The sequence below is a fragment of the Mesorhizobium sp. M1050 genome (assembly GCF_040318715.1).
Classification (GTDB): domain Bacteria; phylum Pseudomonadota; class Alphaproteobacteria; order Rhizobiales; family Rhizobiaceae; genus Mesorhizobium.
In genome coordinates this window covers 59714-72591 of sequence record NZ_JAMYMV010000013.1, presented here as the reverse complement: position 1 = coordinate 72591, position 12878 = coordinate 59714, and the positions used below count along the sequence as shown (strand labels likewise).

The window sequence follows — 12878 nt, the reverse complement described above, 5'->3', positions numbered from 1 at the left end:
AAAATGGCAAGGCATCTCACAAGAACACTGCTTTCAGGTATCACGCTGGCCGCGATGCTCGGCATTGCGACGGTTTCGAGCCACGCAGCAACGCTGCACATGGCCTGGTCACAGGACGCCACGGGACTTGATCCGCACAAGCAGACGGCGTTTTCGTCGCTGCGGCTGCTGGAGCTGATCTATGAGCCGCTGGTGCGGGTCGACGCCAGCCTGCAGATCATCCCCGCCATCGCCACCTCCTGGGAGTTCTCCAAGGACGGCAAGGAGCTGACCTTCAAGCTCGACCCCAAGGCGAAATTCCAGGACGGCGCTGCCGTGACCTCGGCCGACGTCAAGGCATCGTTCGAACGCATCCTCGACGAGAAGACGGGGGCTGCGGCTCGTGCCAACTTCCTGTCGATCGCCAGCATCGATACGCCGGATGCTGCCACCGTCGTGTTCCATCTTTCGCAGCCCGATGTGCCGATCCTGACGGCAATGAGCGACGTCAACGCGGCCATCGTCCCGGCCGGCGAAATCAAGGCCGGCTCGATCGGCACCAAGGCTTTAGGCTCGGGACCCTTCAAGCTCGACAAATGGGACCCTAACGCAAAGGAAGTCTTGAGCGCCAACAAGGATTGGGCCGGGGGCGCAACCGGTGTCGATGGCATCGAAATCAGCGTGCTTCCCGATGAAGCGGCGATCCTGGCCGCCATGCGCACCAAGCAGATCGATTTCGCGCTGCTCAACGACCCGCTCGTCGCCACGCTGGTGCCGAAGGAATCCAGCCTGCAGTTGAACCGCGTGCCGGTGCTCGCCTATCACGTGCTGCAGCTCAATCCGTCGCGCAAGCCGATGACCGAGCTCAAGGTGCGCCAGGCCATCTCCTGCGCCATCGACCGCCAGGAAGTGCTGGACACCGCTTCGCTGGGCGAAGGCAAGGTCACCGGGCCGCTTACCATTCCGGCGCTCGCGACCGACCCGAGTCAGTTGTTCTGCTACAAGCGCGACGTCGAAAAGGCCAAGAAGCTGATGCAAGAGGCCGGCTATGCCGACGGCTTTTCGGCGACCGTAATCGGCGCCACCGGCGAACCGCCGACGGCAGCGGCGGAGGCCCAGGTCATCCAGTCGCAGCTCGCCGAAATCGGCGTCAAGCTCGACATCAAGATGATGGAGCTCAACGTCTATGTCGATGCCTGGCTGAAGGGCGACTTCGACATGGCGATCGCCTTGAACGGCGGCCGCGCCGATCCCTACACCATGTACAACCGCTACTGGACCAAGGCGGGCAATCTGCAGAAGGTGGCGAACTACATCGACGACACGCTCGACAGCCAGATGCAGCAGGGCCGCGCCGAAACCGATCCGGCAAAACGCAAGGCGATCTTCGCCGCGTTCGAGAAGCATCTCACCGAAATGTCGCCGTGGATCTGGCTCTACACGTCCTACAGCTATACGGCCCAGCAGAAGAACATCGCCGAGTTCGTGCCGACGCCGACGGGTACGCTGTTCAGCCTGAGCAAGGTTACCATCCAGCAGTAGCCACCGCAGGCTGTAGAGATAGAGCATGATGTCTGGACAAACGATATCCGTTTGTCCGAGAAAACCGCTTCACACTTTTCGGCATCATGCTCTAGACGAGAGGACTTCTTCGCGTGAATTATCTGATGCGACGACTGGCGACGTTTCCTCTCGTCCTGCTTGGCGTATCCGTCCTGGTCTTCGTGGCGATCCGGATGGTGCCGGGCGATTCGATCACGGCGATGCTGGGCACCGAAGCCGGGCTGCTGACGCCGGCACAGCGCGACGCGCTCGCCGCCTATTTCGGCACCGACCAGCCCTGGTTCGTCCAGTACTGGCGCTGGATAGGCGGCATCCTGCATGGAAATCTCGGCATCTCGGTCACCTATGGCAGGCCGGTGCTCGACGTCATCCTCGAGCGCTTTCCACTGACGCTTGAACTGGCCGTTCTATCGATGGTCATCGCGCTCGCTGCCGGCATGCCGGCCGGGATCTATGCCGCCACCCACAACGAGAAGCTGTCCGATTTGGGAGTGCGCATCGTCGCCATGATCGGCCAGTCGACGCCGAGCTTCGTGCTTGGCCTGCTGATCATCTACACGCTGTCGGCCGGCTTCGGCGTGCTGCCGGCGATGGGCGAATTCGCGCCGCTCTGGCAGGATCCCTTGCGCAATCTCAGCCAATTGATCCTGCCCGCCATCACGCTCGGCTTCGCCTTCGCGGCGTCGGTCACCCGCATATCGCGCTCGGCCATGCTCGATGTGTTGAGCGACGACTATGTGCGGACCGCGCGCAGCAAGGGCGCCTCGGCGCGCAGCGTCATCTGGCGGCACGCTCTGCCCAACGCGCTCATCCCGGTCGTGACGCTGAGCGGCATCGAGTTCGGCTACCTCCTGGGCGGCGCCGTAATCGTTGAGCAGATCTACGCGCTGCCCGGCCTCGGTCGCATGGTGCTGGACGCGATCCAGCAGCGCGACTACGCGCTGGTGCAGGGCAGCGTTCTGTTCATCGCCTTGAACTTCATGATCGTCAATCTCCTGGTCGATCTCGCCTATGTCGCGCTCGATCCGCGCATCCGGCTGGGGGAGTCCTGATGCGCATCCTGCGCGCCATCTTCGGCCATAGCAGCGGCCGCATCGGCGGCGTCATCGTCGGCGTCTATATCACGGTCGCCATGCTTGCCATGCTGGGGCTGACGCCGCACAATCCCATCACGCAGTACCGCGTCGACCGGCTGCATGCCCCCAACGGCGTCTACTGGATGGGTACCGACCTGTTCGGTCGCGATGTGGCCAGCCGGCTGATGGCAGGCATCGGCCAGTCCTTCACGGTTGCCTTCTTCTCGGTGGCCTTCGCCACTCTGGCCGGCACCGTGCTCGGGCTGGCCGCCGCCTGGCTCGGACGCCGCTGGGACGGTGCTGTCATGCGGATCATGGATGTGCTGCTGGCCTTCCCGGCCATCCTTTTGGCGCTGCTCATCGTCACCGTCGCCGGACCCGGCACTTGGACCAGCGTCGTTGCCATCGGCATCGTCTACACGCCGATATTCACCCGCGTCGTGCGTGGCCCTGCGCTGTCGCTCAAGGCGCGTGAATTCGTCGATGCCGCACGCACCTTCGGCAGCAGTTCGAGCTACATCGTGACGCGCCATCTGCTGCTCAATCTGGTGGCGCCCTTGACCGTGCAGGTGACGCTGGCGCTGGCATGGTCGCTTTTGACCGAAGCCGGTTTGAGCTTTCTTGGCCTCGGCACACAGCCGCCGGCGGCCTCGCTCGGTCTGATGCTGAGCGACAGCCGCAATCTGATGGAGACCGCCCCCTGGCTGATGATCTTTCCGGGCCTGACGATCATGATCAGCATCCTCGGCTTCAACCTGCTTGGCGATGCCCTGCGCGATATCCTCGACCCGAAGATGCGGAGAGCGCCGGCATGATGCCGCTGCTGTCCGTTCGCGACCTGCGCGTTGGCTTCGGCCGCGATCCGCAAGCCAACGAGGTGGTGCGCGGCATAAGCTTCGATCTGGCTGATGGCGAGACGCTGGCCATAGTCGGCGAAAGCGGCTCGGGCAAGTCCGTCACCGCGCTCTCGATCAACCGCCTCATCGATTTCGGCGGCGGCCGCATCACCGGCGGCGCCATGACGCTGAAACGCGCCGACGGCAGCCTTTTCGACCTGATGACCGCGACCGAACCGCAACTGACCGGCATTCGCGGCGCCGAGATCGGCATGATCTTCCAGGAGCCGATGACCTCGCTCAACCCGGTGCTGACTATCGGCTGGCAGATCGAGGAATCCTTTCGCCTGCACCGCGGCCTGACCGGCAGGCAAGCCACGGCAGCGGCCAAGGATGCGCTCGACCGCGTGCGCATTCCCGACGCCGCGCGGCGGCTGAAATACACGCCCAACCAGCTGTCGGGCGGCATGTTGCAGCGGGTGATGATCGCCATTGCCCTGGCCTGCAATCCGCGCCTGCTGATCGCCGACGAGCCGACGACGGCACTCGACGTGACGGTGCAGGCGCAGATCATGGCGCTGCTTGCCGAACTGAAGCGGGAAACCGGCATGTCGATGATCTTCATCACGCACGACATTGGCCTGGTCGCCGGCATCGCCGACAAGGTGATGGTGATGCAGAACGGCCATCACGTCGAGCAAGGCGAGTTGAACCAGATCCTCGACAATGCGCAGCATCCCTATACGCAGCATCTGCTGCAGGACGTGCCGCATTTCACCAATGGCAGCACCACGCGTTCGGACGGACGGCGCGACAAGGGCGCGAGCCACGAGCCGGCCTTGAAGGTCGACGGCCTCGTGGTGCGGTTTCCTCTCAAGAGCAGTTTCTTCAGCCGCGCCACTGGCGCCGTGCATGCCGTCGACGGCGTCGATTTCGACCTGATGCCAGGCGAAACTTTGGCCATCGTCGGCGAGAGCGGTTCGGGCAAATCGACCACCGCGCGTGCCGTCCTGGGGCTGGTGCGGTCGACGCGCGGCAGCTTCTCGGTCGGCGCGAGAAAAGCTTCTGCTCAGCAAAGCGCCCTGCCCGTGCAGATGGTGTTCCAGAACCCCTACGCGTCGCTCAATCCGAGGCTCAGCATCGAGAGCATCCTGGCCGAACCGGTGATCGCAACCGGCGGTCGGGTGGACGCCAAGATCCGCACGAGAATGACGAGCCTGCTCGAACGCGTAGGCTTGCCCAAGAACAGCCTGGAGCGCTACCCCCATGAATTCTCCGGCGGCCAGCGGCAAAGGCTGTGCATCGCCCGCGCGCTGATGCTCAACCCTTCCGTCGTCGTTCTGGATGAAGCGGTGTCGGCGCTCGATGTCTCGGTGCAGGCCAAAGTGCTGGAGCTGCTGGTCGATTTGCAGCGCGAGTTCGGGCTAGCCTATCTGTTCATCTCGCACGACATGGCGGTCGTCGAGCGGATCGCGCACAGGATCGCCGTCATTTATGCCGGCCAGATCGTCGAGATCGGTGATGCGACCTCGGTGCTGTCGCAACCGAAGCATTCTTATACGAAGAAGCTCATCGCCGCCGTTCCGACCATCGACCGACGGCACGAGCATTTCGAGATCGATACGCGCCAGGTTCCTTCGCTGGTCCGCCCGCAGGGGTTTGAGCCGGCTCCGGCGCGGTGGGAGCAGTTTGGCGGGGATCATATGGCGAGGGTGGAGGTGTGATGGGTGGCGCGCAGACACTTCTAAACTCGGCGGGACAGCACCCCCCTCTGCCCTGCCGGGCATCTCCCCCGCAAGGGGGGAGATCTGATGTCGCCTCGGCTTTCGCCAATCTCCAAAATTGGAAGGTTGGCGGGACATCAACGCTGCCAATCTCCCCCCTTGCGGGGGAGATGTCCGGCAGGACAGAGGGGGGTGTGACGGATCACGGCCTCTCGGACGGAGGCCAACATTGAACCACCTCTCCCAACTCTTCAATCGCGCATTCCAACCGCTAGCAACGGCAGTTTCCACCAAGCGCATACCCGGCGGCGTGCTCGGCATCGCCGATAAAAACGGCGGCCGCATCATCCGATCGATCGGCTCCGCGCAGCTCGTGCCGAAACCCCGCCCCATGCGGGACAACACCTGGTTCGACCTGGCATCGCTAACTAAGGTCATCTTCACAACGCCGCGCATCCTGGCACTGGCGGAAGATGGGGTCATCGATCTCGATGCGCCGCTGGTCTCGGTGCTGCCGGACCTGCGCCAGTATGATGCCGAAGCCTGGGAGCGGAAGGTGACGTTTCGGCAGTGCCTCGGCCACCAGACGCCCTTTCCGGCGGTCGAGCCGATCTACACGTATGGGCGCGACCCCGAACTGCTGCGCGCCTTCATCCTGCAGCGCGAATGGCGGGCCCGCGACCCGGTCTATTCCGACATCAACTTCATCCTGCTCGGCTTTGTGCTGGAGCGGCTGTCGGGGAAGACGATCCGGAACATGGATCCCGGCCCCGGATTCGCCTGGTCCGCCGAACCGGATGCTGCCGCCGCGACCGAGGACTGCAGCTGGCGCCATCGCGTGCTGTCCGGCGAGGTCCACGACGACAATTGCTCGGCGCTGCAAGGCGCGGGGCATGCCGGCCTATTTGGAACGGCGGCCTCGGTGCTCGATTTCGCGCAAGGGCTGCTGAGCGGCGCCTCCGAACGTTCGATCGCACTGATGCGCACAGCCTTGTCCGCCACGCGCACCCATGGCTGGGAGCGCCCGTATGAAGGCTGGTCCGGCGGGGCCCGATGCGGTCCGGGCACTATCGGCCACACCGGCTTCACCGGCACGGGACTGTGGATCGACTTCTACGGAGGCAAGGCCTGGACCTTGCTCACCAACCGGATCCATCCGACACGTCATTTCGACAGTGGAATCGGTTCGCTTCGGCAGGCGGTCGGCGATCTCGTCAATGGAGCTCAATAATGGAACCAATCTGGGCCGTCGGCCTGATGACCGGCACCGTGCTGGACGGCAACATCGACGTCGCGCTGATCAAGACCGATGGCGAACGGATCGAGGATTTCGGCACCTATCGGCTGATGCCTTATCCCTCGTCGATCCGCTCCCTGCTGGAAGAGACGCTGAAGGAGGCACGGGCCTGGAACTTCACCGGGCCGGAGCCGGCGATCTTTCGCAAGGCGGAGGAGGCGCTGACGCGAGCCCAGTCGGCGGCGGTCAAGGAGTTGGTCGAAAGCTATGGCATGACGATGGCCGACATCGGCGTCGTCGGCTTTCACGGCCAGACGGTGCTGCATCGTGCGCCGCAGGCCGGACGGCTTGGCCAGACCCGGCAGCTCGGCGATGGCGAACTGATGCACGCCCTGTTGGGCACCAAGGTCGCCTACGATTTCCGTTCGGCCGACATGCGCGCCGGTGGGCAAGGCGCGCCTTTGGCCGCTGTCTATCACACGGCGCTGATGCGCAGCGCCGGCGCCAATGGCGAGGTGGCGGTGCTCAATCTGGGCGGCGTCGCCAACATCACCTGGTGGGACGGCGCCGACAATGTCGTTGCTTTCGATACCGGCCCCGCCAATGCGCCGCTCAATGATTTCATCAAATCGAAAGGGCTCGGCGAAATGGACCGCGATGGCGCACTTGGCCGAGCGGGAACGGTCGATGAGGCAAGGCTCGCCAAGCTGTTGCAGCACCCCTATCTGACCAAAGCCTATCCCAAATCGCTGGACCGATTCGACTTCGGTGCCGCGATGGCGGACGGTTTGAACGCCGAAGACGGTGCTGCCCTGCTCACCGCCTTCACTGCTGCTGCCGTCGGCAAGGCGCTCGACCTTTTGCCACGGCGGCCTAGAAAGCTGGTGGTCAGCGGCGGCGGGCGCCACAACCCGACGATGATGGCAATGCTCGCCAGCCGCGCCGGCGTCGAGGTGGTGCAGGCCGAGACCCTGGGCTGGAGCGGGGACGCGGTCGAGGCGGAGTGCTTTGCGTTCCTCGCGGTTCGCGTGCTACGCGGCTTGCCGATCAGTTTCCCGAGCACGACAGGCGCACCGAAACCGATGCGCGGCGGACGGCTGGCCGGATAGTCAGCCAACCAGTTTCTTCTGCAGGAAGATACGGCTGCGGCCGACCGGGAAATCGGCCAGCGTGCCGAAGGGCTGATAACCCTGGCGCTGATAGACCTTGGCGGCGTTTGGATTGAAGGTATCGATCCAGGCATTGTTGCAGCCGCGCGCAACAGCTTCCTGTTCGGCCGCGTCCAACATAGTGCCGGCCACGTGCTGGCCGCGCAGCCTCTCATCGACCCACAGCCATTGCACATAGAGCCAGCCCCAGGCGGTGTAGCCCGAAATGCCGGCAACGACCGCACCGGCCTCGTCGCGCACGAACACGGCCAGGGCCTTCCTTTCGGAAGCACCGACATCGCCATCGTTGAACGCCGTCAGACGCTCGCCGAGAAAGGTGAGTTCTTCCGGCAGGGGATTTGCCGTCGTTTCAAGTGTCGTCTTCATATCGATCCCCGAACAGGGTGCGCGTCCTGATCGCCGCCATTGCGAAATTCGGACGCGGCGATGCCGTAGCGCTTGAGCTTGTCGTAGAAGGTCTTGCGCGGCACGCCGAGCGCATCGATGGCGCTGCGCACATCGCCGCCATGGTAGCGCAGCGCATCGCGGATGAGTTCTGCCTCGTAGAGGCCGACCCGTTCGGGCAGCGTCGCCTCTGGTTCCGGTACACGATTGGGAACCACCTTCGTCTCATCGTCCGGGCCGAGGCCGAGCGCGACGCGATCGGCAAAATGGGCGAGCTCGCGCACATTGCCCGGCCAGGCATGCGACTGGAGATGATCGCTAACGGCGGCGTTCACCTTGGCGACGGGCCGGCCGAACCGCTCCGAGGCCTTGCCGAGGAAATGCCCGAACAGCATCGGGATGTCGCCGCGGCGCTCGCGCAGTGGCGGTATGCGCAGCGTCACCACGTTGAGGCGAAAATACAGGTCCTCGCGAAAGTCGCCGCGCTGGTCCGGCCTGCCGAGATCGACCTTGGTCGCCGCGACGACCCTGAGGTCGACGCGGCGGGTCTCGTTCGAGCCAAGCGGTGTCACGCTGCGCGTTTCAAGCACCCGCAGCAGCTTGACCTGGAGGGCTGGCGGCATGGATTCGATCTCATCGAGAAACAGCGTGCCGCCGCTGGAATGCTCGATGCGGCCGATGCGCCGCCGCTGCGCGCCGGTGAACGCGCCCGCCTCATGGCCGAACAGTTCGCTTTCAATGACAGTCTCAGGCAGCGCGCCGCAATTCAGCGCCACGAAGGGTTTTGCCCGGCGCCGCCCCCATCTGTGCAGAAGATCCGCCACCACTTCCTTGCCGGTTCCGGTTTCCCCTTCGACCAGCACGTCGACATCCATGTCGGCGATCTGGCGCAAGGTTTCGCGCAGGCGCCGGATGGATGGCGCTTCGCCGATCAGCGGCAGGCCGTCGGCAGCCTGCGCCGCTGCCTCGCGCAAGCGGCGGTTCTCCATCACCAGCCGCCGCTTCTCCGATGCTCGTTTCAGCGCCTCGACAAGGCGATCGCCGGCATAGGGCTTCGGGATGAAATCGTAAACGCCGTCCTTGAGCGCGGCCACCGCAAGATCGACATCGCCATGGCCGGTGACCAGGATCACAGGTATGTCCGGATCGATCGCCTTGATGCGGTCGAACAGTTGCAGACCGTTCATGCCCGGCATGCGGATGTCGCTGACGACCACGCCCTCAAAATTCCCGTCGACGACATCAAGCGCGGCCCCGGCGGCGTCGAGCGCCACCACGGTGAAGCCGGCAAGCTCGAGCAATTGCGTGGTGGCGTGAAGCAGGTCCGCATCGTCGTCGACGAGCGCCACCAGTCCTGATCGGTCCGTCATTCTATCCGCCTCAGGTCGATGGTGAAGGATGCGCCGCTGGCGCTGCCGGGGGCGCTGGCGCTGCCGGGATCGAGCCGCAGCGTGCCGCCGAGTTCCTGGGCGATCTCCTGCGAAATCACCAGTCCGAGGCCAAGCCCCTTCTCCTTGGTGGTCTGGAACGGCATGAACAGATTTCCGGCGGCCTCCGACCCAAGGCCAGGGCCGTTATCGCGCACCGAAATCAGCACCCGATCGTCGCGCTCGGCGAGTTCAATCTCGATGCGGGGATCAGGCTGGTCCTTCATGGCGTCGAGCGCATTCTGCAACAGATTGACCAGGATCTGCTCCAGCCGGATGCGGCTCGCCATGACGACCGGCGACGCGTTGCCACGCGGCTTGACGATGGTCACGCCGGAATCGCGGATGCGGCCGGACAGCAGCGACAGCGCGCCGTCGATCGCCTCGCGCACCGGCAGCGGCGAGGCGGCGACGCCTGGCCGGCGGGCGAAGGTGCGTAAGGTACTGGTGATCGCGCCGATACGTTCGGTCATCGAGACGATCGACGTCAGATTGCCGCTGGCCGGCACGGTCTTGCCGCTGTCTAGAAAGCGGCCGGCATTCTCGGCATAGGTGCGGATGGCGGCGACCGGCTGGTTGATCTCATGCGCCACGCCGGCCGCGATCTGGCCGAGGATGGAAAGCCGGTTGGCCTGGGCGAGGTCGTCACGCAGCCGGCGGACCTTGGCTTCGGCGTTCTCGCGCTCGGCGATTTCGCCGGCAAGTGCGGCGTTGGAGCGCGTCAGCTCGGCCGTCCGCATGCTGACCCGGCTCTCCAGTTCGACATTCATCCGCGCCAGCGCTTCCTGCCTCAGCCGGTGGGCGCGCCGGCGCCGGGTAAGCACAAAGGTTAGCAAGCCCATCAGCAGCAAGCCGAGCAGTGTGGTGAGGCGCGCCGTGTTGGCGGCGGCGGAGAGAGCAGCATCGGCGGGCGTCAGCAGCCAGAGACGCCAACCGGGGACAGCACCCGGCAGGTCCTGCACCACCTCGACGAACTGGCGCTGCTTGCCGGCACTTTCGATCGTCGCCAGGCCGTCACCAGCGCCGCGTCGGATCGGCAGGGGTTTGAAGCCGGCATCGGCCAGCTGGAGCTGCTCGTGGGCAGCGGCGGTGTCCTGCGCGGAGAGTGGTGCGAGGGCACGAAACCGCCAGTCGGGCTGACTGGTAGCCAGCACCACGCCACGTTCATCGGTGACGAAGACGAGAAAACCGCTGGAGCGCCAATTGGCTTCGACGCTGTCTAGCTCGACCTTCAACACCGCCACGCCAAGCGGCTTGGCGCCATCGTCGACCCGGCTGGCCAGGTAAAGGCCTGGCTTGCCGCTGATCGTGCCGAGGCCATATTGGCTGGCGGCACCCTGCGCCATGGCCTCCTGAAAATAGTGCCGAAAATTGTAGTCAATGCCGACAAAGCTGGTCGGCTCGCCGGCATTGCTGGCTGATATGGCGATGCCTGCCGTGTCGATGACATAAATGGCGGACGCCGAGGCATCGCCGGCAATCGCCTTGAGCTTGTCGTCTAGGGCCTTTTCTTGCATTTTTCCGGCTCGGCGCAGAGCGCCGCGTACAGCGTCGTCACGTGCCAGCACCAAGGGAACCAGGCGCTGCTTTTCGATTTCGCCGGTCAGCGTCCCCGCCGCCAGCGGCAGGGCCGCAAGTGCTGTGTCGCGTAGATTGTCTGCCGCTTGGCCGGAGGCAATGCGCCCGGCAATTGCGATCGCGCCAACCAGGAAGGCAAGGGCGACGACCACGACAAGCCAGCGGCCATCGCGCAGCCGGGCCGCCACCTCGCGCAGCAATTGACGTCCGGCAAATCCAGGGGATTCGCTATCGGTGCCTGCTTGCGACGTCTGCCCGCTCCTCTTCCTCAAGCCTTCCCGGCTTTGCGGCCAGTGTAATGCGAAAATCCGCCCAGGCAAACAATGCCTGTGCGGAAATCCGCACAGGCATCGCCCGCTTAACCTCGAACAAGGGCCGAAATACCGGGATTCCGGCCTTTTCCCGATCTGGCACGACGCTTGCAAAAGTCCTTGCAGCGGCGTGCGACCGGAGCGCCGCGATGGGAGAAGTCACGCAGGGCGGTGCATTCCGCCCCATCCGGCAGGGAGAGTTCGATGCACATCGCAGATCATTCAGGCGCGGCTTCCGCGCGGCGCAAGCCTTTCTATGCCCAACTCTACGTGCAGGTGCTCGTCGCGATCACCGTCGGCATCCTGCTCGGCCACTTCTATCCGTCGATCGGCGAGAGCATGAAGCCGCTCGGCGACGCCTTCATCAAGCTGGTCAAGATGATCATCGCCCCGGTCATCTTCCTGACCGTGACGACGGGAATTGCCGGCATGAGCGACCTGCAGAAGGTCGGGCGTGTCGCCGGCAAGGCGATGCTCTACTTCCTGACCTTCTCGACACTGGCGCTGATCATCGGCCTTGTTGTGGCCAATGTCGTGCAGCCGGGCGCTGGCTTCAACATCGACCCGGCGACGCTCGATGCCTCGACCGTCAACACCTATGCCGCGAAGGCGCACGACCAGTCGGTCACCGGCTTCCTGATGAACATCATCCCGACGACGATCGTCGGTGCCTTTGCCGACGGCGACATCCTGCAGGTGCTGTTCTTCTCGGTGCTGTTCGGCATTGCGCTGGCGCTGGTCGGCGACAAGGGCACGCCCGTCCTCAATTTCCTGCAGGCGCTGACGACGCCGATCTTCAAGCTGGTCAGCGTGCTGATGAAGGCAGCCCCTATCGGCGCCTTTGGCGCCATGGCGTTCACCATCGGCAAATACGGCATCGGCGCGGTCATCAACCTCGCCATGCTGGTCGGCACTTTCTACGTGACGTCGTTTCTGTTCGTCTTCGTCGTGCTGGGGGCGGTCTGCCGCTACAACGGGTTCTCCATCCTGTCGCTGATCCGCTACATCAAGGAAGAGTTGTTGCTGGTGCTGGGCACCTCATCGTCTGAGGCAGCCCTGCCCTCGCTGATGGAGAAGATGGAGAAGGCCGGCGCCAAGCGCTCGGTGGTCGGTCTAGTCATTCCGACCGGCTATTCGTTCAACCTCGACGGTACCAACATCTACATGACGCTGGCTGCGCTGTTCATCGCTCAGGCAACCAACATCCACCTGTCGATGGGCGACCAGATCCTGCTGCTGCTGGTTGCGATGCTCTCGTCCAAGGGTGCCGCCGGCATCACCGGGGCAGGCTTCATCACCCTTGCCGCCACGCTTTCGGTTGTTCCGGCGGTGCCGGTCGCCGGCATGGCGCTGATCCTTGGCGTCGACCGTTTCATGTCGGAGTGCCGGGCGCTGACCAACTTCGTCGGCAATGCCGTCGCCACGCTGGTGGTGGCGCGCTGGGAAGGCGAACTCGACGAGGCCAAGCTGGCGAGAGCCCTGGCAGGCACCGCGGATGACAACCTGCCGGCGGATGTCGTTCCCGCCGAGTAATAGTCCGTGCGGTCTGATACCAACAACGGCCGGAGGCATGCTGCCTCCGGCCGTTGTTGTT

Annotated in this window: 10 protein-coding genes; 7 read left to right on the top strand and 3 right to left on the bottom strand. The window is 64.4% G+C overall.

Annotation, left to right across the window (positions count from 1 at the left end):
* The first annotated feature begins 3 nt into the window (after positions 1–3).
* The 6 genes from NKH57_RS10655 (at position 4) to NKH57_RS10630 (ending at position 7524) form a co-directional block, all read left to right on the top strand.
* Positions 4–1521: an ABC transporter substrate-binding protein gene (locus NKH57_RS10655; RefSeq protein WP_352944033.1), complete on the top strand. Its 1518-nt coding sequence runs from the start codon at positions 4–6 to the stop codon at positions 1519–1521.
* Between the two features lie 113 nt (positions 1522–1634).
* A complete protein-coding gene (locus NKH57_RS10650; RefSeq protein WP_352944031.1) occupies positions 1635–2594 on the top strand; it encodes an ABC transporter permease in 960 nt (319 codons plus the stop codon).
* Positions 2594–3433, top strand: a complete 840-nt coding sequence (locus NKH57_RS10645) for an ABC transporter permease (RefSeq protein ID WP_352944029.1) — start codon at positions 2594–2596, stop codon at positions 3431–3433. Before NKH57_RS10650 ends, NKH57_RS10645 begins: the two co-directional genes overlap by 1 nt.
* Positions 3430–5178, top strand: a complete 1749-nt coding sequence (locus tag NKH57_RS10640; RefSeq protein WP_352944027.1) for an ABC transporter ATP-binding protein — start codon at positions 3430–3432, stop codon at positions 5176–5178. The genes NKH57_RS10645 and NKH57_RS10640 overlap by 4 nt, the downstream gene beginning before the upstream one ends.
* 229 nt (positions 5179–5407) lie before the next feature.
* Positions 5408–6409 (top strand): serine hydrolase domain-containing protein, encoded by a 1002-nt coding sequence (locus NKH57_RS10635; protein ID WP_352944025.1) that lies wholly within the window; start codon positions 5408–5410, stop codon positions 6407–6409.
* Positions 6409–7524: an anhydro-N-acetylmuramic acid kinase gene (locus NKH57_RS10630; protein WP_352944023.1), complete on the top strand. Its 1116-nt coding sequence runs from the start codon at positions 6409–6411 to the stop codon at positions 7522–7524. Before NKH57_RS10635 ends, NKH57_RS10630 begins: the two co-directional genes overlap by 1 nt.
* Here NKH57_RS10630 and NKH57_RS10625 read toward each other — a convergent pair whose 3' ends face one another.
* From NKH57_RS10625 to NKH57_RS10615, 3 genes are read right to left on the bottom strand one after another with little or no spacing between them, the layout of a single operon-like run.
* Entirely contained in the window at positions 7525–7950 is a 426-nt protein-coding gene (locus tag NKH57_RS10625) for a GNAT family N-acetyltransferase (RefSeq protein ID WP_352944021.1), read from the bottom strand. It lies immediately after the preceding gene.
* Positions 7947–9338, bottom strand: coding sequence for a sigma-54-dependent transcriptional regulator (locus NKH57_RS10620; RefSeq protein ID WP_352944019.1), 1392 nt, complete (start codon positions 9336–9338; stop codon positions 7947–7949). The genes NKH57_RS10625 and NKH57_RS10620 overlap by 4 nt, the downstream gene beginning before the upstream one ends.
* On the bottom strand, positions 9335–11173 hold the full coding sequence (locus NKH57_RS10615) for a sensor histidine kinase (protein WP_352944088.1): 1839 nt from the start codon (positions 11171–11173) through the stop codon (positions 9335–9337). Before NKH57_RS10615 ends, NKH57_RS10620 begins: the two co-directional genes overlap by 4 nt.
* 315 nt (positions 11174–11488) lie before the next feature.
* Here NKH57_RS10615 and NKH57_RS10610 point away from each other — a divergent pair, with 315 nt between their 5' ends.
* Positions 11489–12817, top strand: coding sequence for a dicarboxylate/amino acid:cation symporter (locus tag NKH57_RS10610; RefSeq protein ID WP_023756663.1), 1329 nt, complete (start codon positions 11489–11491; stop codon positions 12815–12817).
* Positions 12818–12878 lie beyond the last annotated feature (61 nt).

What these genes read in the sequence shown, in the direction of transcription:
- NKH57_RS10620 (WP_352944019.1), bottom strand. Translation starts at nt 9,338, where the DNA reads ATGACGGACCGATCAGGACTGGTGGCGCTCGTCGACGACGATGCGGAC.
- NKH57_RS10625 (WP_352944021.1), bottom strand. Translation starts at nt 7,950, where the DNA reads ATGAAGACGACACTTGAAACGACGGCAAATCCCCTGCCGGAAGAACTC.
- NKH57_RS10645 (WP_352944029.1), top strand. Translation starts at nt 2,594, where the DNA reads ATGCGCATCCTGCGCGCCATCTTCGGCCATAGCAGCGGCCGCATCGGC.
- NKH57_RS10655 (WP_352944033.1), top strand. Translation starts at nt 4, where the DNA reads ATGGCAAGGCATCTCACAAGAACACTGCTTTCAGGTATCACGCTGGCC.
- NKH57_RS10630 (WP_352944023.1), top strand. Translation starts at nt 6,409, where the DNA reads ATGGAACCAATCTGGGCCGTCGGCCTGATGACCGGCACCGTGCTGGAC.
- NKH57_RS10640 (WP_352944027.1), top strand. Translation starts at nt 3,430, where the DNA reads ATGATGCCGCTGCTGTCCGTTCGCGACCTGCGCGTTGGCTTCGGCCGC.
- NKH57_RS10610 (WP_023756663.1), top strand. Translation starts at nt 11,489, where the DNA reads ATGCACATCGCAGATCATTCAGGCGCGGCTTCCGCGCGGCGCAAGCCT.